Origin of the sequence: Microbacterium schleiferi (assembly GCF_020781975.1) — a bacterium.
Classification (GTDB): Bacteria; Actinomycetota; Actinomycetes; order Actinomycetales; family Microbacteriaceae; genus Microbacterium.
Genome location: NZ_JAJGNI010000003.1, coordinates 224,183 through 244,369, shown reverse-complemented (window position 1 = coordinate 244,369; position 20,187 = coordinate 224,183). Strand labels below are relative to the sequence as shown.

Annotated in this window: 20 protein-coding genes; 8 read left to right on the top strand and 12 right to left on the bottom strand. The window is 67.1% G+C overall.

All coding sequences use genetic code 11. The features are described from left to right. The 3 genes from efeO to rpsO all read right to left on the bottom strand — a co-directional run bounded on the left by efeO (position 1) and on the right by rpsO (position 2,632). Complete coding sequence (gene efeO / locus LL236_RS05140) at positions 1–1,233, bottom strand: iron uptake system protein EfeO (RefSeq protein WP_228177724.1); 1,233 nt, start codon at positions 1,231–1,233, stop codon at positions 1–3. Then, the gene (gene efeU, locus LL236_RS05135; RefSeq protein WP_228177723.1) at positions 1,214–2,200 is read right to left on the bottom strand and encodes an iron uptake transporter permease EfeU; all 987 of its coding nucleotides are present in this window, start codon (positions 2,198–2,200) and stop codon (positions 1,214–1,216) included. The genes efeO and efeU overlap by 20 nt, the downstream gene beginning before the upstream one ends. 162 nt (positions 2,201–2,362) lie before the next feature. After that, positions 2,363–2,632: a 30S ribosomal protein S15 gene (rpsO, locus tag LL236_RS05130; RefSeq protein WP_228177722.1), complete on the bottom strand. Its 270-nt coding sequence runs from the start codon at positions 2,630–2,632 to the stop codon at positions 2,363–2,365. A 145-nt stretch (positions 2,633–2,777) separates the two neighbouring features. Between rpsO and LL236_RS05125 the strand changes: the two genes are divergently transcribed. Both LL236_RS05125 and LL236_RS05120 read left to right on the top strand, forming a co-directional pair. Continuing rightward, positions 2,778–2,999: a DUF167 domain-containing protein gene (locus LL236_RS05125; protein ID WP_228177721.1), complete on the top strand. Its 222-nt coding sequence runs from the start codon at positions 2,778–2,780 to the stop codon at positions 2,997–2,999. Beyond that, positions 2,999–4,306: an MFS transporter gene (locus LL236_RS05120; RefSeq protein ID WP_228177720.1), complete on the top strand. Its 1,308-nt coding sequence runs from the start codon at positions 2,999–3,001 to the stop codon at positions 4,304–4,306. The genes LL236_RS05125 and LL236_RS05120 overlap by 1 nt, the downstream gene beginning before the upstream one ends. Before the next feature lie 71 nt (positions 4,307–4,377). On the opposite strand, the gene LL236_RS05115 is transcribed toward LL236_RS05120, so the two are convergent. Both LL236_RS05115 and LL236_RS05110 read right to left on the bottom strand, forming a co-directional pair. Next, positions 4,378–4,941, bottom strand: a complete 564-nt coding sequence (locus LL236_RS05115; protein ID WP_228177719.1) for a YceI family protein — start codon at positions 4,939–4,941, stop codon at positions 4,378–4,380. A 179-nt stretch (positions 4,942–5,120) separates the two neighbouring features. Next, on the bottom strand, positions 5,121–5,489 hold the full coding sequence (locus LL236_RS05110) for an FKBP-type peptidyl-prolyl cis-trans isomerase (RefSeq protein WP_228177718.1): 369 nt from the start codon (positions 5,487–5,489) through the stop codon (positions 5,121–5,123). Between the two features lie 167 nt (positions 5,490–5,656). Between LL236_RS05110 and LL236_RS05105 the strand changes: the two genes are divergently transcribed. From LL236_RS05105 to LL236_RS05090, 4 genes are all read left to right on the top strand, one after another. Further along, positions 5,657–6,358, top strand: a complete 702-nt coding sequence (locus LL236_RS05105; protein ID WP_228177717.1) for a response regulator transcription factor — start codon at positions 5,657–5,659, stop codon at positions 6,356–6,358. Then, positions 6,355–7,371 carry a sensor histidine kinase gene (locus LL236_RS05100; protein WP_228177716.1) on the top strand — a complete coding sequence of 339 codons (1,017 nt, stop codon included), beginning with the start codon at positions 6,355–6,357 and terminating at the stop codon, positions 7,369–7,371. Before LL236_RS05105 ends, LL236_RS05100 begins: the two co-directional genes overlap by 4 nt. A gap of 16 nt (positions 7,372–7,387) precedes the next feature. Then, complete coding sequence (locus LL236_RS05095; protein WP_228177715.1) at positions 7,388–7,996, top strand: cytochrome c biogenesis CcdA family protein; 609 nt, start codon at positions 7,388–7,390, stop codon at positions 7,994–7,996. Positions 7,997–8,136: 140 nt separating this feature from the next. Further along, complete coding sequence (locus LL236_RS05090) at positions 8,137–9,000, top strand: fumarylacetoacetate hydrolase family protein (protein ID WP_228177714.1); 864 nt, start codon at positions 8,137–8,139, stop codon at positions 8,998–9,000. A gap of 29 nt (positions 9,001–9,029) precedes the next feature. On the opposite strand, the gene LL236_RS05085 is transcribed toward LL236_RS05090, so the two are convergent. The 3 genes from LL236_RS05085 to LL236_RS05075 all read right to left on the bottom strand — a co-directional run bounded on the left by LL236_RS05085 (position 9,030) and on the right by LL236_RS05075 (position 11,869). After that, positions 9,030–9,368 carry a DUF4190 domain-containing protein gene (locus LL236_RS05085; protein ID WP_228177713.1) on the bottom strand — a complete coding sequence of 113 codons (339 nt, stop codon included), beginning with the start codon at positions 9,366–9,368 and terminating at the stop codon, positions 9,030–9,032. A gap of 107 nt (positions 9,369–9,475) precedes the next feature. Further along, the gene (locus tag LL236_RS05080; protein ID WP_228177712.1) at positions 9,476–10,948 is read right to left on the bottom strand and encodes an aspartate ammonia-lyase; all 1,473 of its coding nucleotides are present in this window, start codon (positions 10,946–10,948) and stop codon (positions 9,476–9,478) included. A gap of 12 nt (positions 10,949–10,960) precedes the next feature. Further along, a complete protein-coding gene (locus tag LL236_RS05075) occupies positions 10,961–11,869 on the bottom strand; it encodes a phosphodiesterase (RefSeq protein ID WP_228177711.1) in 909 nt (302 codons plus the stop codon). 45 nt (positions 11,870–11,914) lie between these two features. Between LL236_RS05075 and LL236_RS05070 the strand changes: the two genes are divergently transcribed. Continuing rightward, positions 11,915–14,032: a S9 family peptidase gene (locus LL236_RS05070; RefSeq protein WP_374198006.1), complete on the top strand. Its 2,118-nt coding sequence runs from the start codon at positions 11,915–11,917 to the stop codon at positions 14,030–14,032. 101 nt (positions 14,033–14,133) lie between these two features. On the opposite strand, the gene LL236_RS05065 is transcribed toward LL236_RS05070, so the two are convergent. The 4 genes from LL236_RS05065 to LL236_RS05050 form a co-directional block, all read right to left on the bottom strand. Beyond that, on the bottom strand, positions 14,134–15,009 hold the full coding sequence (locus tag LL236_RS05065) for a DUF559 domain-containing protein (RefSeq protein ID WP_228177709.1): 876 nt from the start codon (positions 15,007–15,009) through the stop codon (positions 14,134–14,136). Between the two features lie 212 nt (positions 15,010–15,221). Further along, positions 15,222–16,250 carry a 6-phosphofructokinase gene (locus tag LL236_RS05060; protein WP_228177708.1) on the bottom strand — a complete coding sequence of 343 codons (1,029 nt, stop codon included), beginning with the start codon at positions 16,248–16,250 and terminating at the stop codon, positions 15,222–15,224. A gap of 135 nt (positions 16,251–16,385) precedes the next feature. Next, positions 16,386–18,536 (bottom strand): DEAD/DEAH box helicase, encoded by a 2,151-nt coding sequence (locus tag LL236_RS05055; protein WP_228177707.1) that lies wholly within the window; start codon positions 18,534–18,536, stop codon positions 16,386–16,388. A 197-nt stretch (positions 18,537–18,733) separates the two neighbouring features. Beyond that, complete coding sequence (locus LL236_RS05050) at positions 18,734–19,354, bottom strand: hypothetical protein (protein ID WP_228177706.1); 621 nt, start codon at positions 19,352–19,354, stop codon at positions 18,734–18,736. Positions 19,355–19,447: 93 nt separating this feature from the next. Here LL236_RS05050 and deoC point away from each other — a divergent pair, with 93 nt between their 5' ends. Beyond that, positions 19,448–20,176 carry a deoxyribose-phosphate aldolase gene (gene deoC / locus LL236_RS05045; RefSeq protein ID WP_228177705.1) on the top strand — a complete coding sequence of 243 codons (729 nt, stop codon included), beginning with the start codon at positions 19,448–19,450 and terminating at the stop codon, positions 20,174–20,176. Positions 20,177–20,187: the final 11 nt, after the last annotated feature.

The following is a 20,187-nucleotide window of genomic DNA, read 5'->3' as shown; positions in this document are numbered from 1 at the left end:
TCACTCCAGGACTGTCACCGTCAGCTGCGACAGCGGCTCGGCGAGGGTGTTGATCTGGTCGGACAGCGTGCGCTTGTCAGCCTCCGTCAGTGTGCCGTATGAGACGAATCCGTCGCTGAGCGAGCCGAACTCCGCCAGCTCCGCCTCCAGCTGAGCGTATCCATCGTCGATCAGCGCGACGAGTTCCTCCCCGTCGGGGCCACTCGAGAGCGCGAAGTCGCGGACGAGTGAGAAGGCCATCTTCGACCCCTCGACGTTGGCGGCGAAGTCGTACAGGTCGGTACCCGACCACCAGTCCTCCTCGCCGCTGATCTTGCCGGTCGCTACCTCATCGAGCAGGGCGATTGCGCCGTTGGAAACGCCCGCGATGCCCTGCGACTCGAGTGTGTCCACGAACTCCTGACCGTGCACGTAGTCGTACAGTTCCTGCACATCGGCGATGAGCAGGTCACCGAAGTCAGCCCGCTGCTCGGGCGTCGACGGCGCCCAGTCCTGCCATGCCAGGGTCACACCATCGGAGTTGAGGGCATCGGTCGCGGGGACCCAGAGATCCTTTTCGATCCGGTGGAAGCCCGTCCAGTCGATGCCGTCCGCGACGGCGTCGACCTCACGGAAATCGATGCGGGGGTCGAGGTCACCCAGCGCCTCTGCCACGGGCTCGATGCGCTCGTAATACGCGCGCACCTGCGGGAACATCGCGCGGGCGGTGTCGTCGTCGCCCGCGACATAGGCTGCGACGAAATCGTCGACGGCGGGAACGAGCTGACCCACCTGATCCTTCACGAATGCCGCGTACAGATCCACCGCCTGCTGCTTGAGTTCGGCATCCTGAGCGTCCACCTCGACTGCCTCACCGGTGACGGCGAAAGCCGCGCGGCCCACGCCATCGCCGATCATTCCCGGTTTGCACAGCGTGTAGTAGTCGCCGGGCTGGGCCAGAACCGTGAGAGTGCGCGATGCGCCGGGGGCGATGTTCTCGACCTCGCCGACGATCCGTAGCCCGTCGCTGGCGAGCAGATAGAACTCTGTGGTCTCCGAGCCTGCGTTCGTCACCGCGAAGTTCAGCGTGCCACTGGCAGAGCTGGCAGAGGAGATCTCGCACGAGTCATCCGTCGAGGTGACGGTGAGCGCGTCGCCTGCTGCCTGATCGGCGCGGGCCACGCAGCCAGCGAGGACGAGGGAGCCGACCGCGGTCGCGGCGACCAGGGTGAGGCTACGAGAGAGGGTGTTCATGGGTCTCCTTGCTGTGGGGACTGAGAGCGGACGAGTGAAGGTTCGAGTCGGCCGTGTCCGTCGTGGGGCCGGCGGTCGGCGGTGTAGGCGCCGGAGACGGCGACGCGGTGACCGCGCGCACGAGGAAGAGAGCGCCGACGACCCCGACGTAGAGCATCCAGGCGATCACTTGTAACCAGCTCATGCGGGCGGTGAATCCGATGGTTGCCTGCAGGATGACGGCAGCCGGGCTCGTGGGGTCGAACGCGGTGGTGAGATCAAAGGCCCAGCCGAACGGGAATCCTGACCAACCGACCGCGACGACTCCGTCCACGACGGGCGCGAGAACTGTGTTCGGACCCGGGAGGACGCCCGCCTCCTGCAGATCTCCGATGCCGTAGGCCAGCACGCCCGCCGCGACCACGATCAGGAATGCGCCGGTCCAGGTGAAGAAGCGGCGGAGGTTCAGGCGCAGCATCCCGCGGGCGACGAGCCAGCCGAGGACTGCCGCGCACAGGATGCCGAGCACGGCGCCGGCGAGCGACTCCGGCGCGTTACCGAACGATTGCACCATCGACCACAGCAGAAGCGTCGTCTCCACGCCCTCCCGGGCGACCGAGACGAACCCCAGAACGACGATGCCCCACAGTCCGCCGGTGGCGATAGCCCGGTCGACGCCGCTGCGCAGTCCGCTCGCGAGCGTTCGCGCGTGGTTCTGCATCCAGAAGATCATCCAGGTGACCATCGCGACAGCCAGCAGGGACAGCAGTCCCCCGATGATCTCCTGCGCTTCAAAGGTCAGAGCGTAGGCACCGAACGTGAAGAAGGCTCCGATCGCGAGCGCCAGCGCAATCGCACCCGCGACCCCCAGCCACAGGCGCGGCAGCACGTCGCGGCGCCCCAGCTGTGTGAGATACGCCACCAGGATGCCGACGACAAGCGCCGCTTCGAGCCCTTCGCGAAGGCCGATCAGAAAGCTAGCGAGCACGCGGATCCTCGGGGTGAATTCGGTAAGCCTTACCTAAGCGTTCCGAGACTACTCCCCCGCCCCTCGGCTGAGCAATTCCCACCCGCACCCCCACATCAACGACGAAGGGCCGCCCCACACCGTGGGACGACCCTTCGAGAAAGCGATATACGCGGTTCGCGCTTAGCGGCGAAGCCCGAGACGCTCGATCAGCTTGCGGTAACGCTCGATGTCGATGTCCTGGAGGTAGCCGAGCAGACGACGGCGCTGACCGACGAGCAGGAACAGGCCACGACGCGAGTGGTGGTCGTGCTTGTGCTCCTTGAGGTGCTCGGTGAGGTCCTTGATGCGCTGCGTCATGAGCGCGACCTGCACCTCGGGGGATCCGGTGTCACCGGGGTGCGTTGCGTACTCTTCGATGATCGCCTTCTTGGTCTCTGCTTCCAGTGCCATAGAACGATCCCCTCTCTCTTCGTTGCGCGGTGCCCGTCACCTGCTGTGCGAGCTCTCTTTCTCCGCGGCCGATCTAACGGCAACCGAACAACTCTACCAGCCCAGGGCAGAGCCCGCGAGCGCGTGCGCGGAGTAGCCTCATCGGGTGCGCATCACCGTCCGAGTAAAACCCGGGAGCCGGCGCGGCCCCCTGGTCGAGACGGTGGGATCCGATCTCGTCGTGTATCTCCGGGAGCCGGCCCGTGAGGGCGAGGCCAACGCCGCCCTCCCCCGAGTGCTGGCAGAACACTTCGATACCTCGCCGAGCCGCGTCTCAATCGTTCGGGGACACTCGGCGCGCATCAAACAGGTCGAGATCGACCTGTGATGGCGCGAATCTCGCGAGACCAGTTCCTCGATCTTCGCCCCTTCCGCGCGAGCCCCGCCTTCGCGCGACTGTGGATCGGTTCCACCCTGGCCGGGCTGGGCGGGCAGCTCACGATCGTCGCGGTCATGCTCCACGTCTACGACCTCACGCAGAGCACCTTTGCGGTCTCCATGATCGCCGTCGTCGGGCTCGTGCCGATGGTTGTCGCGGGGCTCTACGGCGGAATGCTTGCCGACGCATTCGACCGTCGCCTGGTCGCACTGCTGGCGGCATCCATCACCTTCGCCTCCACCGCGCTGCTGGCTATCCTCGCATGGACCCAGTCCGAGACAGTGTGGTCGCTCTACGCGCTCAGCATCGTCAACTCCGCGGCGAACTCCGTGGTTCTCGCGACCCGCTCGGCGATCGTCCCTCGACTCTTACCGCGGCAGCTTCTCCCGGCGGCTGCCGCCCTGCAGGGCATCACCGTGGGCATCATGGTCATGGCGGGCCCGGCGCTTGCCGGGGTGCTCGTTGCAACGGTCGGCTACGCGTGGACCTACTCCGCCGATGTCGTGCTGATGACCTCGCTGTTCCTGGGGCTCTGGACGCTCCCCCGCATCGTCCCCGAAGGCGAGATCGTCAGACCCGGCCTCGAGTCGCTGCGTGATGGCATCGCGTTCCTCCGGCGCGCCGCGAACATCCGGTTGCAGTACATCCTCGACATCACGGCGATGACGTTCGGTCAGCCCCTCGCCCTGTTTCCCGCGATAGGCGCCGTGCTTCTGGGTGGCGGCGCGATCACCACCGGCGCTCTCACCGCGGCTTTCGCGGCCGGCGCTTTCCTCTCGAGCCTCTTCTCGGGCCGCATCGGACGGTACCGCGCGCACGGGCTGGGAATCGAGCGCGCGATCCTCGTCTACGGCGTCGCGATCCTGGCCTTCGGTGCCGTGCTCCTGGCTGCATCCTTCGGCGTCGGCGCCGCTGGCGGTGTCAGCGAGACCTCGCCCAACATCGCGCTGATCGTTCTGGCCGTGCTGGTTCTAGCTGTCGCAGGCGGCGCCGACAATGTCAGCGCGATCTACCGGTCGACCATGATGCAGTCTGCGGTGCCCGACAGCATCCGGGGCAGGCTCCAGGGGATCTTCATCGTCGTCGTCGCCGGCGGACCCCGAGTGGGGGCGCTCTACGCGGGAACGCTCGCAACGTTCACGACCCTCTGGTTCCCGCCACTGCTCGGCGGCCTGCTCATCCTGGCGATCGTGACCACGCTCGTGCGCCTGAGCCCAGGCTTCCGCGCCTACGACGCTGACAATCCGGTTCCCTGATCGGGCACGCCGACGAACGACGGTGGGGCGGATGCCGCAGCATCCGCCCCACCGGAAAGTCGCGCGTCGCCTCAGTCGGCCTGGAGGGCGCCCTGCAGGTCAAGCTCGATCGTCACGTCCTTGCCAACGAGCACGCCGCCCGTCTCGAGCGCAGCGTTCCAGGTCAGACCGAAGTCCTCGCGGTTGATGACAGCCTTGGCCGTGGCGCCGGCCTTGTAGTTGCCCCACGGGTCGTTACCGAAGCCACCGAACTCCACCTCGAAGGTCACCGGCTTGGTGACGCCACGAATGGTGAGGTCGCCGTCGACGAAGAAGTCACCGTCCTCGATGCGAACACCGGTGGAAACGAAGTCCATCGTCGGGTACTGCTCGGCGTCGAAGAAGTCGGCCGAGGCGAGGTGCTTGTCGCGGCCCTCATCCTTGGTGTCAACCGACGTCACGTCGACCGAGGCAGTCACGGTGGTCTCGAGGGGGTTCGCGGGAGTCACGAACGTCGCGCTCTTCACACCGAAGGTGCCCCGCACCTTCGAGATCATCATGTGCCGGACGGTGAAGTGGACCTCGCTGTGCGACGCATCAAGCTGCCACGTTCCCACGCGGTAGCCGGGGATCTCGACGGTTGTCGTTTCGGTCATGCTCTCTCCTCGGGAGTTGTCTGTGCCGCCAGTCGGCGACAAGAGCCCCAACGAAGCCACCAGCGGACTCTATTCCCGTGAATGGAAAAATTTCCGAGCGCGTCATCTCCTGGTCACGGTAGCGACGAAACGGCGGCGGATACCGAAGCATCCGCCGCCGCGTGATCAGCCAGCGAGACTCAGCCGACCGAGATCAGGTCGATGATGAAGATCAGGGTCTTGCCGCCCAGGAAGTGACCACCGGCGGGGCCGTACGCCAGGTGCGGTGGGATCACGAGCTCACGGCGACCGCCCTCACGCATCCCCGGAATGCCGTCCTGCCACCCCTGGATCAGCCCGCGCAGCGGGAACTGAATGCTCTCACCGCGGTTCCACGACGAATCGAACTCCTCACCCGAGTCGTACTCGACGCCGACGTAGTGCACAGTGACGCTGTCGCCGGGCTTCGCCTCTGCTCCCTCACCGACGATGAGGTCGCGGACGACGAGTTCGGACGGAGCAGGGCCCTGAGGGGCATCGATGTCGGGCTTGGTGCGGTCATCAGTCATGCTCACCATCCCACCAGAGCCGGTCGCGGCGCGCAATGCGGCACCGCGGTCGGCCGAAGCGCTGAGCGCTCTCGTGTGAGCACCCGTTCTTTCGCCGGTCATTACGAACTCCTGACGGCAGAGCTTGCGTGGGTGTCGCGCACGCGGCGGATGCCTATAGTGGGGCCGTGGTGCGCCTGATGCTGGTCGAAGACGATCGGACGATGCGCGAGACTGTCGCGGCCTACCTGGCCCGCGCCGGGCACGACGTGGTCGCGGTCGCCGACGGAGACGCAGCGATATCGCGGTTCGCCGAGTCCGGCGTCGACCTGGTGCTGCTCGACCTGATGCTGCCCGGAACAGGCGGGCTCGAAGTGACAAGACGACTCCGCGCGATGCGGCGCGATCTTCCCCTCATCATGGTGACGGCGCGCACGCAGGAGCACGAGCGGGTCCAGGGACTGCTCGCCGGAGCCGACGACTACATCACGAAACCGTTCAGCCTGAGAGAGCTTGACCTGCGCATCCGTTCCCTGCTGCGCCGGGCCACCACGACACCCCGGGCGACCTCCGACATCCTCGTCGACGGGGATCTGCGCGTCGAGGTCGCTGCCGGCCGGGCCGTTCGAGACGGGGAGGCCCTGACCCTTACCGCGCGAGAGTTCGATCTGCTGGTCTGGTTCCTGCAGCACCCGGGAGTCGTTCACAGTCGTGAAGATCTCATCCGCGAAGTCTGGGGATGGAACGTCGGAGATCCCTCCACCGTGACGGTGCACGTTCGACGCCTCCGTGAGAAGGTCGAGACCGACCCATCCCGGCCCACGCGGCTGGCGACAGTATTCGGCAAGGGGTATCGCTGGGACACTGACGGCTCGGCGGGCACACCATGACCCCGGACGAGAACGCCGTCGTTCTGTCGATCCTCACCACAGCGGGCGTCGGGCTGGTCGGCACCGCAATCGTGGCGGCGCTTCCCCGCTCCAAGCCCGTCGTGGCTGCCATCGCAGCACCGTTCGTCGTCGTCGCCTCGCTTGCCGCCGGCGTGGCCGTAGCGACCCGGCAGATGCTCATCGACGATCACACCTCCCAGACACTGCTCATTGTGCTGGCAGCGTGCGCACCGCTTGCACTCCTCGTCGGCCTGGTCCTGGCGCGCCGAGCCCGCGCCGTGGAGCGTGAGGCAGCCGCCGAGCGAGCCGACAGACAGCGGGCCCGCGAGGTCGAGGACTCCCGGCGAGAAACGGTCAGGTGGCTCTCCCACGACCTTCGAACGCCGCTGGCCGGCATCCGAGCATTGGCCGAGTCCGCCGCACAGGATGACTCCCCCGACGACCCGCCCGCGCGCATCGTCCGCGAAGTCGACCGACTCGACGCGATGGTCGATGACATCGTCGAGCTCTCGCGGCTCCACGGCCAGAGCCGGCGAGAAATCACCGCTGCCGCGCTCGATGACATCGTCTCGGACGCGGTGGCCTCGGTCTCTCCGCTCGCGACGGCCGAGGGAGTGCGGATCGAAGCGACTGCCCTCGGCGGTGAGATCGTCGAGGTCGATGTCCGCGAACTCACCCGCGCCGTGACGAACATCATCAGAAACGCCGTACAGCACACGCCAGCAGGAGGTCGCGTTCTGCTCACGACAACACGTGCTGAGGGCTGGGCCGTGGTTTCGGTCACAGACGCGTGCGGGGGCATTCCGGCAGGCGGTCTTCCGCACCTCCTCGAACCCGGCTGGCGCGGCGACTCCGCCCGATCCGGCAGAGGCATGGGCCTGGGCCTTGCGATCGTCGACGAGGTGGCCCGGGCCCATGGCGGCGCCGTCACGATCGTCGGGACCGCACCCGCCGAGGGCTGCACGGTGAGCCTGCGGCTTCCGGCGAATCACGCAGTTCTTACAGACCCATGACGAGCGCGGCGTTTGAGTGGCCAAGCGCCTCGCGGTCACCCTGTCGCTTGGCGCGAGTGTCACGGTCTTCACGCTGCTGCTTCGAGCTACCACGGCGCTCATCGATATCCCCACCCAGGTGTGGCAGATTGCCAGCGGCATCCTGCTCATCGTCCTCGGCCTGTTCTCGGTGTTCCCCGCGGCGTGGGACCGCATCTCGCAGCGCACCGGACTGACCGGCGCCTCCACGCGGAACCTGGATGCCGCCCACCGACGCGGCGGCACCGCCGGCGCGATCCTTACCGGCGCCGCTCTCGGTCCCGTGTTCACCTCGTGCAGCCCCCTGTTCGCCTATGTGATCGTGACAGTGCTTCCCGCGGAGCCGGCACGAGGACTGGCTTTGCTCGGCGCCTACGTCGTCGGCCTGATGGCCGTCCTGCTCGTGATCGCGCTGGCGGGACAACGGGCCGTCCGCCGGATGCGGTGGGCGGCTGACCCGCACGGTTGGTTCCGGAGGGGGCTCGGCATCCTGTTCATCGTCATCGGGATCCTCATCGCGACCGGCCTGATGCAAGACATCGAGGCCTGGATCCTCACCTCCTCACCCATCGCGCCGTGGGAGATCGGATCCGATATCGGTCGCTGACGCAGCTCGCCCGCGGGGCTCTTGACAGGGCACGGATGCAGCGAGAAGCTTGTTCTAGATCTACTCAGCGCCCGGATTCGACTCGCAGGCATCGCCGCGGCACCGGGCGCTGAGTCTTTGTTCAGCGCTAGCGTGGTTGAATGCGCTTCGCCCACGTTTCCCTTCCCGGGTCAGCCACGCCGCAGCTCGTGACCGTCGATGACGACGGCGCAGCCGTGGTGTCACTGCTCTTCGACGGGGCGCCCGCCACACTCAACGCACTCATCGAGGGCGGCGACGAGCTGCTCGAACGCGTGCGTACGACGGCCTTGAACGCTCCCCGGGTCTCCCTGGAGGGCGCCGTGTACGGCCCCGCTGTCCCTCGGCCGCCCGTCATCCTCGCCGTCGGCCTGAACTACGCGGCGCACTCCAGTGAACTCGGTCTGAAGACCGACACGGCGCCGACGGTGTTCGTGCTGTGGCCCAACTCCCTGACCGGCCACGACGGCACGACGAGCTGGCCCCGCACACTCAGCGAGTCCGTGGACTACGAGGCCGAGCTCGGCGTGGTCATCGGCAAGCCAGCCAAGGATGTCGCCCCCGAGACGGCGCTCGACCACGTCTGGGGCTACACGGTCGTCAACGACATCACGGCACGCGACATTCAGTTCGCCGAGGCGCAGTGGTCGCGCTGCAAGTCCTTCGACGGGTTCACTCCCGTCGGCCCCGTTGTCGTGACAGCCGATGAGATCCCCAATCCGCAGGACCTGCAGATCTGGACGGTCCTCGACGGACACACGCTGCAGGATGCCTCGACGAGTCAAATGGTCAGGCCGGTCTCCACACTCGTCGCGCATCTGTCGGCATCCGTCACCCTCCTACCGGGAACCCTCATCTCCACCGGCAGTCCGGGCGGTGCTGGATACTCCCGCGACCCGCAGGTCTTCCTCCGCGACCGTTCCACCGTGACCGTCGGGGTCGAAGGCATCGGTGCGTTAACGACGCACTGCCGGATCATCGGCTGATCCGGCAGTGCGTCAGGTGACTTGCAGGATCAGCCGCAGGTGACCGTGACGCCGTTCACGTCGTGAACACCCGTACCCAGCTCCGAACACATAGCGAGCGCCGAGCCGAGCGAGCTGACGATGACAATCGCGATGATGCTCCCGATCACCATGAACACGATCGAGAGGATGATGGCCCACAGTGCCGGAGTGTTCTTGGCTCCGACCTTGCGGCTCTGCACGAGCGCGACGATCCCGAGGATCAGGCCGAGCAGCTGGAAGAAGAAGGCGAGAATCAGGGCGACGATGCCGAGCGTCTTTCCCGGCACGGGGGCCGACGCTCCTGCGGGAGCCTGCGGGGCAGGCTGGTAGGCGGGTGAATCAGACATGGGCGACTCCTTGCGTCCATTGCGGGTGAGGGTGGTCGCACGCCATTGAGCGACCTCGCCGCAATCTAGCGGCTAATTCCCAGCTTCCGCAACGGCCCCAATCTGGGTTACAGGTCAGTGTCTCCGGTGGGAGCGTTCTCGAATCCGATGATGGGCATCGCCGCGGTCACGGCCTGAAGTCCCGAGAGCCGTTCGGGCGAGAGTTGCTTGTCGACTTCCGCGCGTGACATGAGTCCGCCTTCGACCACCAGATCGGCGATGTTCCGGCCCGACACGAGGGCAGACTTTGCCAGGGCAGCAGCAGCCGCGTAGCCGATGAACGGCGTCAACGCTGTCACGACACCGACCGAGGCTCCGACCGACGCCGCAAGCCGCTCACGATTCGCCGTGATGCCGTCCACGCAGTTCACTCGCAGTGTGCGCATCGCGCGTCGCATCCAGGTGATCGATTGGAAGATCGAGTGAGCGATGATCGGTTCGAAGGCGTTCAGCTGCAGTTGGCCGCCCTCGACGGCCATTGTGACGGTGAGGTCCGCGCCGGCGACGGCGAACGCCACCTGATTCACGACCTCTGGGATGACCGGATTCACCTTTCCGGGCATGATGCTGGATCCGGCCTGGCGGGCAGGTAGCGAGATCTCACCGAGACCCGCCTGCGGGCCCGACGAGAGCAGCCGAAGGTCGTTCGAGATCTTCGAGAGCTTGATGGCGTTGCGTTTGAGGGATGCCGAGAACGACATGAACGCCCCGGTGTCGCTGGTCGACTCCACGAGGTCGGATGCGGTTTCGAGATCCAAGCCCGTGATCTCGCGCAGGTGTCGCAGAACCGCAACCGCATAGTCGGGATGCGCGGTGATGCCAGTGCCGATCGCGGTCGCGCCGAGGTTCACCTCGAACAGCAGATGTGCGTTCTCGGTGAGGCGCTGGTAGTCCTGACCCAACGTCGTTGCGAAACCGTGGAACTCCTGCCCGAGAGTCATGGGGACGGCATCCTGCAGCTGCGTGCGGCCGACCTTCAGGACGTTGTGGAACTCGCTCGCCTTGCGCAGGAACGACTGCCGCAGCAGGTCGAGCTCCTCCAAGAGCGTCTGCAGGTCAAGGCTCAAGCCGACCTTGATGGCCGTCGGATAGACGTCGTTGGTGGACTGGCTGCGGTTGGTGTCGTCGATCGGAGAGAGGAACGCGTAGTCGCCCTTGGGCCTGCCGGCAAGCTCCAGCGCGATGTTGGTGATGACCTCGTTCGCATTCATGTTGGTGGAGGTGCCCGCGCCGCCCTGCACGACTCCGACCACGAACTGGTCGTGGTAGCCGCCGTCGATGACCAGCTGAGACGCCCGGTCGATCAGCACCGCCTTCTCGCGGTCGAGCACGCCGATCTCGGCGTTGGCTCGCGCCGCCGCCTGCTTGACCATCGCGAGGGCGCGCACGAGATCGGCGTACACCGAGATCGGGCGTCGCGAGATCGGGAAGTTCTCGAGGGCGCGTGCGGTGTGGATTCCCCAGTACGCGTCAGCCGGGATCTCCATCGATCCCAGAGAATCAGTTTCGGTGCGCGTCGGGGCGGCGGTGTGGTGCGTCATTGTTCCTGCCGTTCATGAGCGCTTTCGAGAGAAGGCCTCGAGGCGCTCGTGGGGGGTGAGTGCCGCCATCCGCTCGACCCACTCCTCGGAGAAGTAGTCGCCGGTGTCAGCGTCGACGACCGGCACGACGGCGTGCGTGATCGTCGCCTCGTACACGTGTACGAGGTGGAAGGACTGCCCGGCGTCCATGCCGTTGACCTGCTGCGCGGGCCGGGCCAGATTCATGGTGTAACAGGTGGCTGCCGACACTGACACGGGAACGCCCGCAAAGGTCGCGCTCGTCGAGTAGTGCAGGTGGCCTGCGAGGATGCCGCGGACATCGGTGCCTGCGATCACGCGGGCGAGACGCTGCTGGTCGCGCAGTTCGAGAATGTCGAAGAACGGCAGATGCGATGGGATCGGCGGGTGGTGCATCGCGATCAGCGTCCCGAGCGGGGCGGGAGTCGCGAGCTGCTCCCGAAGCCAGCCGAGCTGGCCCTCGTCGAGGTTGCCGTGATGCCAGCCCGGCACTGAGGTGTCGAGGGCGATAAGCCGCAGGCCATCCAGATCCCAGACACCGGTCACCGGCTCCTGCGTCGGTTCGGCATCCAACAGCTGCTCGCGGAGCGCTGGCCGCTCATCGTGGTTGCCTGCCACCCAGACCAGCGGTGCAGCAAGCTCCCGGGCCAGGGGCTCCAGGAGCTCACGCAGGTCACGGTAGGCGCCGGGCTCGCCCTCGTCGGTGAGATCTCCGGTGACGACGATCGCGTCGGGACGGATGCCGAGGCCGCGCACCTTCTGCAGGGTCCTGCCCAGGTTCGCCGCCGTGTCGAAACGCCCGCCGAGCGGCCGATTGGCATCGAGAAAGTGCGTGTCGCTCAGGTGCACGATCGTCCGAAGTGCGGGCGGATACTGACCGAAACGGACGGGAGCCGAAGCCATGCCGCCAGCATACGTCGCACGGGCGACGCGGCCCTCTCGACTAGCGTGGGTCGGGTGAGATCCGCCCCCGAAGCACCCCGCGCCGCCCGCCGCCCCGTCCCGCGTTCCCACCATGGCGACGAGGTCGAGGATGCCTACGAATGGCTCCGAGCGAAGGACGACGCCGGCGTCCGCTCCCACCTGGAGGCCGAGAACGCCTTCACCGAGGCGCGCACCGCGCACCTCGCGCCGCTTCGCGAGCAGATCTTCGAGGAGATTCGCTCCCGCACGCTCGAGACCGACATGTCGGTGCCGGTGCGACGGGGGCAGTGGTGGTACTACACCCGCTCGGTCGAGGGGCAGCAGTACGGCATCCATTGCCGCGCACCGTTGGGCTCACCCGACGACTGGGACCCGCCCGCCCTCTCCCCAGGTAGTGAGGTTCCAGGCGAGCAGGTGCTCTTGGATGCCAACCGCGAGGCCGAGGGCCACGAATTCTTCGCCCTCGGCAGCTTCGAGGTGTCCACCGATACGACCCGGTTGCTCTATGCCGTCGACACGGTCGGCGACGAGCGCTACACGATCCGGGTGCGCGACCTCGAGACCGGCGACCTGCTACCCGACGAAATCCCCGATACGTTCGCGGGGGCGACGTTCTCACCCGACGGCCGCCATATCGTCTACACGACGGTCGACGAGGCGTGGCGTCCCGACACCGTGTGGCTCCATGAGGTCGGCACCGCGGCATCCGCGGATCGCACGCTCTTTCACGAACCCGATGACCGCTACTGGGTCGGCGCGGGGTTCACGCGCAGCGACCGCTACCTGGTCATCGAGCTCGGCTCCTCCATCACCTCGGAAGAGTGGCTGGTGGACGCCGACGACCTGTCGGGGCAGCCCCGCGTCGTGTGGCCCCGACAAGAAGGCGTTGAGTACTCGAGCTCCCACGCTGTCGTTGACGGCGAAGACGTGCTCTACATCGTTCACAACGACCAGGCGCTCGACTTCGAACTCGTTCGGGTTCGCGCCGCCGATCCGCAGGGCCCGCGCGAGGTCGTGCTCGCGCATGAGCCCGGGCAGCGCCTGCTCGGCATCTCAACCTTCCGAGACTGGGCAGTGCTGGCCTACCGGCGCGACGGCCTCTCTCGGCTCGCGACCTTTGACTATGCGACCGGGTCGCCCACTGAAATCGCCTTCGACGAGGAGCTGTACGACGTCGGGACTGCAGGAAACCCCGAGTGGGCACCGCCGATGATCCGCGTCGCGTTCGGATCGTTCGTAACGCCCTCAACGGTGGTCGACCTCGTGGTCGCGACCGACGAGCGCCGCATCCGCAAGCAGCAGCCGGTGCTCGGCGGCTACGACCCTGCCGCCTACGGGCAGCGGCGGGTATGGGCACTCGCCGAGGACGGCACGCGGATCCCCGTTTCGCTCGTGTGGCGGCGCTCCTTCGGGGAGCCGGGCGAGAAGCCACGCCCACTGCACCTCTACGGCTACGGGTCGTACGAGCACTCGATCGATCCGGCGTTCTCGATAGCGCGGCTGTCGGAGCTCGACCGGGGTGTCGTGTTCGCTGTCGCGCACGTGCGCGGCGGCGGCGAGATGGGGCGCAGCTGGTACGAGGACGGCAAGCTGCTGAGCAAGCGCAACACGTTCACCGACTTTGTCGCGGTAGCCCGGCACCTCGTCCACAACGGCTACACGGATGCCGAGCACCTCGTTGCCGAGGGCGGCAGCGCCGGCGGCCTGCTCATGGGCGCGGTCGCCAACATTGCGCCGGAACTGTTTGCCGGCATCCTGGCTGTCGTTCCGTTCGTTGACGCGTTGACGACCATCCTCGATCCGTCGCTGCCGCTGACGGTCATCGAATGGGACGAGTGGGGCAATCCCCTCGAGGATCCGGATGTCTACGCGTACATGAAGGGCTACACGCCCTACGAGAACGTGCGCGAGGGCGTCACCTACCCCCGAATCCTCGCCGTCACTTCCCTCAACGACACCCGCGTGATGTACGTGGAGCCGGCCAAGTGGATCGCGCGGTTGCGCGAGGTCGGTGCCGACGCGCTCTTGAAATGCGAGATGTCAGCCGGGCACGGTGGTGTCAGCGGGCGCTACAACTCGTGGCGCGAGCGGGCCTACGAGCTGGCCTGGATCTTCGACGTCCTCGGGGTTGCCGACGCCTGATCCGCTGGCGCGCGCCGCCGCCTCCCGCCTCCTGCGGCCTCCCGCCTCCTCCCGCAGGTAGGAGAAATCACCGGCGTAGGACGATTCAACGCCAACACCTCCTACCTCCGCGAGAACGCCCACCTGCGGGATGCGAGCGGCTGTCGATGGAGGCCCTGAGCGACGGCATCCGTGACTGTCGCCGTCACGTAATCGGGCTCGAACAGGACCTGATGATAGTCGAAGCGCAAGACGGTGAAGCCGCGCAGGGCGAGTCGAGCATCAGCCCGAAGATCCCGGCGGCGATCGGATGCTTGGTGATGAGCGAACCCGTCGAGCTGAATGGCGAGGCGATCGCCGATCAGCCCGTCCAACGGGTGTCCGTCGACCCAGACCTGCTGCGCAACGGTTACGCCGATGCCGTGCATGAGATGGAGGAAGTGTGTTTCGATCCCCGAGTCGGACAGGAGCGATGCCACCTCCGCCAGCCGCCGCGCCCGCCCGCTCCCCCATTGGACGCGCTCCAGCACGTACCGGTCGGTGCGACCGCTGCGCAGCGCTGACTCCCACACGGCGGCCGCGTCAGCCAGCGGCACACAGCGAGCCACATGGAAGAGCACATTGACGAGCGGCTCGGCGGTCTGAGTCGGCGAGGTCGGCGCCGGCCCACCACCCCAGTGCAGCCGTACTCCGGGAGCACGGACCCGCGACGCCGTTGGCTCCACGGCTACGTGCACGTCGTCGTGGTGTGGGGTCCATAGTCCCAGCGCCGATGCTGCGCTCAGGCAGGTGAGTCGTCCGCCAGCCGTCGCCGCGGTTCGCCGCGCCGGATCGCAGCCAGGACCCACGAGCCAGCTGCGCCGCACGCGCTCGAGCACCCCGAGCGCGATAGCAGTACGCACCACGTGCATGGTGAAGCCAGCGGCGGCAATCGACCGTGAGTGCGCGGCGCCGCCGCATCCGTCGACCCATGCCACCAGCTCGTCCACGCTCCGCATCCGTCGACTCTTGCGTGCGCGACCCGACGCGAGCGTTCGGATACGCAGAGTGTGGATGCCGCAGGTCGTATGCCACCCGGGGAGGAACGACGCGCCCCTACCAAAGGGAGGAGAAATCCCCGGCCTAGGACGAATCGACGTCAACACGTCCTACGCTGCGAAGAAGTCCTACCCTCGTGCGCGAGCGGCAGCGTTCGGGCGGATGTCGCGGATCAGCCGAAGAGGGCGGCAGCTTCCTCGTAGCGGTAAAGCGGGACGGTGTTGAGCTCGCCGAGCGCCTCTTCGAACGAGACGCGGACGATGTCGGTTCCGCGCATTGCGACCATCTGGCCCCACGCGCCGTCGACGAGCGCGTCGGCGGCGTGCAGACCGAGGCGCGTCGCAAGGACACGGTCGAACGCCGAGGGCGATCCCCCACGCTGGATGTGACCGAGCACGGTCGCGCGGGTCTCGATGCCAGTGATGCGCTCGATCTCGGGCGCGATGAGTTCACCGATACCGCCCAGGCGGGGGCGGTTGAACGCGTCCAGGCCCTTGTGGCTGTGCGCCTCATCCATGCCCGTGATCGTGAAGCCCTCCGAGACGACGACCAACGGCGCGCGGCCGCGATCATGAGCGCTCGTGACCTGCCGGCAGATCTCGTCGATCGACATGGGCACCTCGGGGATGCAAATGACGTGAGCGCCAGCAGCTACTCCCGCGTGCAGGGCGATCCAACCGACATGCCGGCCCATGACCTCGGCGACCATGCACCGCTGGTGCGAGTCGCCGGTCGTACGCAGCCGGTCCATCGCGTCGGTGGCGATGTTGACGGCCGTGTCGAAGCCGAACGAATAGTCGGTGGCGCGCAGGTCGTTGTCGATCGTCTTGGGAACGCCGAGAACGTTGATCCCGTCCTTCCAGAGGCGGTCGGCAGCGGCGAGTGTGCCCTCGCCGCCGATAGCCAGGATGCCGTCGATTCCGGCATCCTCGAGCGTCCGAGCGATGTTCTCGGCGCCGCCGCGCGGACCTTCGTACGGGTTGGTGCGGCTGGTTCCGAGGATCGTCCCGCCGACCTTCGACAAGCCCTTCACGTCGTGGCGCGAAAGCGGGAAGAAGTCGCCGTCGACCACGCCGCGCCATCCGTCACGGATGCCGACGAAGTCGAGCCCGTACGCCGTTGTGCCCTTGAGGACCACGCCGCGAATGACCGCGTTCAGGCCGGGGCAATCGCCGCCGCTGGTGAGGATGCCGATTCTCATGTGCCGTCCCTGTTGGTGTTTCCGGATGCAAGGTGGCGACGTTGCCTCCACCGACACTAGCGTCCGCACCGCGCAGCATCCATCCCCGGGCCGCCGTGATTACTCGACGCACCCCCGGCTGCCGGCGCGCGGCGCTCAGTCGACCTCGCCCAGCGCCTGCCGGAGCAGGTGCATCAGCGCCGCAAGCTGCACGGAGTCGCTCGAGGCCGGGTCGACAGCTTCACCGTCGAGAGCGCGCAGCGCGAGCCCCTGCTTGGTGTCGATCAACTCGGCGATCTTCGTGTCGATCGTGTGCGCGGCGATGATCCGCCACGCCGTGACCGGCTCGTCCTGTCCGATGCGATGCACGCGGTCGATCGCCTGCGTCTGCTCGGCAGCCGTCCAGCTGAGTTCTGCGAGAACCACGTTCGAGGCTGCCTGCAGGTTCAGGCCGACGCCGGCCGCCGTGAGCGAACACACCGCGATTGCGACACCGGCGTCCTCGTTGAACGCATCGATCGCCTGCTGGCGAGCTGCCGTGGTCTGCTCGCCACGGATCGAGACTGTCCGAAGGCCCGCCTGCGCGAAGTGGCGCTCGGCGGCGTCCATGACATCGATGTGCTTGGCGAAGAACACGACCTTGCCGACCGAGCGCTGCAACTGGGCCGCGTAGTCGGCGGCAACAGTGGCCTTGGCCTGGCCGATACGGCGAACCATCGTGAACACGTTCTCGCTGCCGGTACCGGCCGCCTTCGACTCTTCGAGTTCGCCCTCCGCGACGAGCCGGACGATGTCCCCGTCGATCTCGCCGGGCGCGAGCCCGCGATCGCCGCGCGCGTCGATGATGCGCCGGTACTTGGCCGCCAAACGCGCACCGAGCTCTTGCTCGGCTTGCCGGATCGACCGCCCGTATTCGTCGTCGAGTTCCACCGGCAGGTCGGCGATGAGCTTGTCGGGCAGGTCGGCGGCGACATCCTTCTTCTTGCGCCGCACGATGCCCATCGAGATCACGGCGGAGCGCGCTTCGGGATAGAACGCCTTGTCGGCCGGGGTGAGCCCCGTCTCGTCAAGCTTGGTCATCAGCTCTGCGCCGGGCTTGTCGCCCGTGGTCCAGCCGAGGAACCGCCAGATCGCGTCGAAGTCTTCGACGTCATTGATCAGCGGTGTACCGGTCAAGGCGAGCAGCAGCGGATTGTGGACCTGCTCCTTGATACGGCTGGCCAGCGCAAGAACGTTCTGCGAGCGCTGCGACGTGAGGTTCTTGATGAAGTGGGCTTCGTCAACGACCATGCCCTTCAGCCCGATCGAGCCGAGCCATGACAGGTGCCGGTCGAGAATCTCGTAGTTGACGATGAAGACGTCGGCGAAGGCATCCAGATCTTCACCGTCGCCCGAGATGACCGTGGCGCGCCGGTGCGGCGTCCACCGCTCAACCTCGCGAGCCCAGTTCATCTTGACGACATTGGGCACGACAGCAAGCAACGGGTAGGCGCCGGCGACGGATGCCGCGAGCACCGATTGCGCGGTCTTGCCCAGGCCCGGCTCATCGGCCAGCAGGAACGTGCGGTGCCCCTCGCGCACCGACTCCAGGAACCGTGACTGGTGAGGCATGATCTCGAGGCCGCGCGGTGAGAGCCGATCGAACTCGGGAACCGGCGGAAGCTCCATGGATGCCGCCGCGCCTCCGGCGCCGGTCTCGAACGCCTTGTAGAGGGGACCCATGAGTTCCCATCCGTCGAGGCGGCGACGGGGGGTGTCTCGCGGAGCGCGGGCGGTGAGATCCGGAGCGAGGAACGGGTTCGCCATCTGTCGCGCCTCGATCGAGGCAGGGACCACCTGACGCTCGGCGAGCGCTGCGGGCACCACCTGCTGCGCGGGAGCCGGCGTGTCGGTGATGATGAGTTCGTCCGGCGGGAGTTCGGCGCCTGATTCCAGCAGCCAGTCGCGGCGCATACGACGCGCCACGGGCGAGGTCGCCTGATCGACTTCGAGCAGCTGGATGAGGGACGTGTCCCGCGCAGCGGTCTTGGCGAGGATCGTCGCGACACCGTCGAGCCGCTTGAGCAATTCGACACGCGCGGCATCCGTGAGCGACGTATCGGCCTTGACCCTGGCGCGCTCCTCGCGCACGAGGAACGCAATGACCTGGAACTTCACGCGGTTGGTCGGCCCGAGCTTGCCGCGCTGGGCCTTCGCCTCGACCTCGCGCACCTTGCGCGCGAGGATCGGGATGATCGGGGCCTCGTCGTCGCGGCGTGCGGACGAGGATTTCTTGCGCCGCTGGGCGGCGGTTGCCGTAGCCGGCATGCTCCTCCTGAGCGTTGGTACATCTGTGACCGCCGCCATCGTGGCGTCGGATGAGCGCCTGCAAAGACGCGATCTCACTCGAACATCGACACCTGCGGCTCACGACAACACGGGCACTCGCTTCTGCGAACCGTGCAGTGTGACGCGGCGTCTCCCCTAGTCTAGCGCGAGTGGCCCGCGCGCCATCGCAGGACTCGTCAGGGCCACAGCGTGGCGACGATGTCCTCCGTGTAGCCGTCGGGCGAAAAGTCCACCCAGTGGGTTGCAACCCAGCCATCGCCCTGCAGGTAGTGCGTCTCACCGATCGTCACGATGTTGTCATTGCGATCGATGGTCTGCTGCTCGATGCGGCACACCGTGCCGGCGCCGAGTTCCTCACACGCCATGCCGGAGCCGGCGAAAGCATCCATGAGCGCCGTGGATTGGTCGGCTGAAACGACCGAGACGTTTGTTACGAGCCCCGGCGCCCCGGCGGCACCCCAGGAGCAACGCAACGTCGGGATCCCGGAGTTCAGGATCTCCAGGGCAGCAACGTTCTCCGTCGCGTAGATCGTGATGCCGGGGTCGTTCAGCGGCGGGTTGGTGCTGTTCAATTCCTGGAGCATTGTGGGCGAGTACAGCGCGTCGCACGCTCCCGGCAGCGTGAATCCCGCCTCCGCGGTCGGCGAGGGCGTGGCCGACGACGTTTCGCTCGGAGCGGGGGCAGCCGAGGACTCGGATGCCGTGGGCGCAGGAGTCTCGGAAGGCAGTGCGTCACAGCCAGCGAGCACGAGGGCGCCCGCGATCAGCACCACGGCGGCGAGGGATCTCGAACGCATCCTGTTCTCCTTGGGCTCGACAGCACGAGCGACGATACCTCGCGCTTGCCTGATCCGGTGTCCCCCGCGCCGACCGGTGCGTAGGCTGAAGGCATGAGCGAGACCACCGAACAGATCACCGAGGCGCAGCTGGCAGCCACGATCGACCACGCGATCCTCAAGCCGGAGTTCACCCGCGACGACGTCGACGAGCAGCTCACGATCGCCCGGGATTGGAAGGTCTTCAGCGTGTGCGTCCGCCCCTCCGACATCGCCCATGCTGTGCAGTTCCTCGAGGGGTCCGGCGTCGCTGTCGGCACCGTCATCGGCTTCCCGCACGGAACCACTTCGACAGCGGCGAAGGTGGCGGAGACCAGACAGGCCGCCGCGGACGGAGCTAGCGAGTTCGACATGGTGGTCAACATCGGCGCGCTGCGTTCGGGGTTCGATGATGTGGTCCGTGACGACATCCGCGCCGTCGTCGAGGCCGCGGGCGGTGCCGTCACCAAGGTCATCCTCGAGGTCTCCCTCCTCGACGATGAGCAGATCGAACGCGGCTCCCGGCTCGCCGAAGAAGCCGGGGCCGACTTCGTGAAGACCTCGACGGGCTTTGCCGGCGGGGGCGCGACGGTCGAAACTGTCAGCCTCATGCGGCGAACCGTCGGGCCGGACACGCAGGTGAAGGCGTCAGGTGGGGTACGCAGTCTCCAGGACGCAATCGCGATGCTTGACGCCGGCGCAACCCGACTGGGAACAAGCGGCAGCGCGACGATCCTCGGCGAGCTTCGAAGAATCGCTGCCGGCGGAACGGCCAGCGGCGCGGTGGACGAGTCCTCCTACTGAGCGGTAAGCGG

Excerpts from the sequence above, each read along its gene's own strand:
- efeO (WP_228177724.1), bottom strand. The coding sequence starts at position 1,233 with ATGAACACCCTCTCTCGTAGCCTCACCCTGGTCGCCGCGACCGCGGTC.
- rpsO (WP_228177722.1), bottom strand. The coding sequence starts at position 2,632 with ATGGCACTGGAAGCAGAGACCAAGAAGGCGATCATCGAAGAGTACGCA.
- LL236_RS05120 (WP_228177720.1), top strand. The coding sequence starts at position 2,999 with ATGGCGCGAATCTCGCGAGACCAGTTCCTCGATCTTCGCCCCTTCCGC.
- LL236_RS05115 (WP_228177719.1), bottom strand. The coding sequence starts at position 4,941 with ATGACCGAAACGACAACCGTCGAGATCCCCGGCTACCGCGTGGGAACG.
- LL236_RS05110 (WP_228177718.1), bottom strand. The coding sequence starts at position 5,489 with ATGACTGATGACCGCACCAAGCCCGACATCGATGCCCCTCAGGGCCCT.
- LL236_RS05100 (WP_228177716.1), top strand. The coding sequence starts at position 6,355 with ATGACCCCGGACGAGAACGCCGTCGTTCTGTCGATCCTCACCACAGCG.
- LL236_RS05090 (WP_228177714.1), top strand. The coding sequence starts at position 8,137 with ATGCGCTTCGCCCACGTTTCCCTTCCCGGGTCAGCCACGCCGCAGCTC.
- LL236_RS05085 (WP_228177713.1), bottom strand. The coding sequence starts at position 9,368 with ATGTCTGATTCACCCGCCTACCAGCCTGCCCCGCAGGCTCCCGCAGGA.
- LL236_RS05080 (WP_228177712.1), bottom strand. The coding sequence starts at position 10,948 with ATGACGCACCACACCGCCGCCCCGACGCGCACCGAAACTGATTCTCTG.
- LL236_RS05075 (WP_228177711.1), bottom strand. The coding sequence starts at position 11,869 with ATGGCTTCGGCTCCCGTCCGTTTCGGTCAGTATCCGCCCGCACTTCGG.
- LL236_RS05065 (WP_228177709.1), bottom strand. The coding sequence starts at position 15,009 with ATGCGGAGCGTGGACGAGCTGGTGGCATGGGTCGACGGATGCGGCGGC.
- LL236_RS05060 (WP_228177708.1), bottom strand. The coding sequence starts at position 16,250 with ATGAGAATCGGCATCCTCACCAGCGGCGGCGATTGCCCCGGCCTGAAC.
- LL236_RS05055 (WP_228177707.1), bottom strand. The coding sequence starts at position 18,536 with ATGCCGGCTACGGCAACCGCCGCCCAGCGGCGCAAGAAATCCTCGTCC.
- LL236_RS05050 (WP_228177706.1), bottom strand. The coding sequence starts at position 19,354 with ATGCGTTCGAGATCCCTCGCCGCCGTGGTGCTGATCGCGGGCGCCCTC.
- deoC (WP_228177705.1), top strand. The coding sequence starts at position 19,448 with ATGAGCGAGACCACCGAACAGATCACCGAGGCGCAGCTGGCAGCCACG.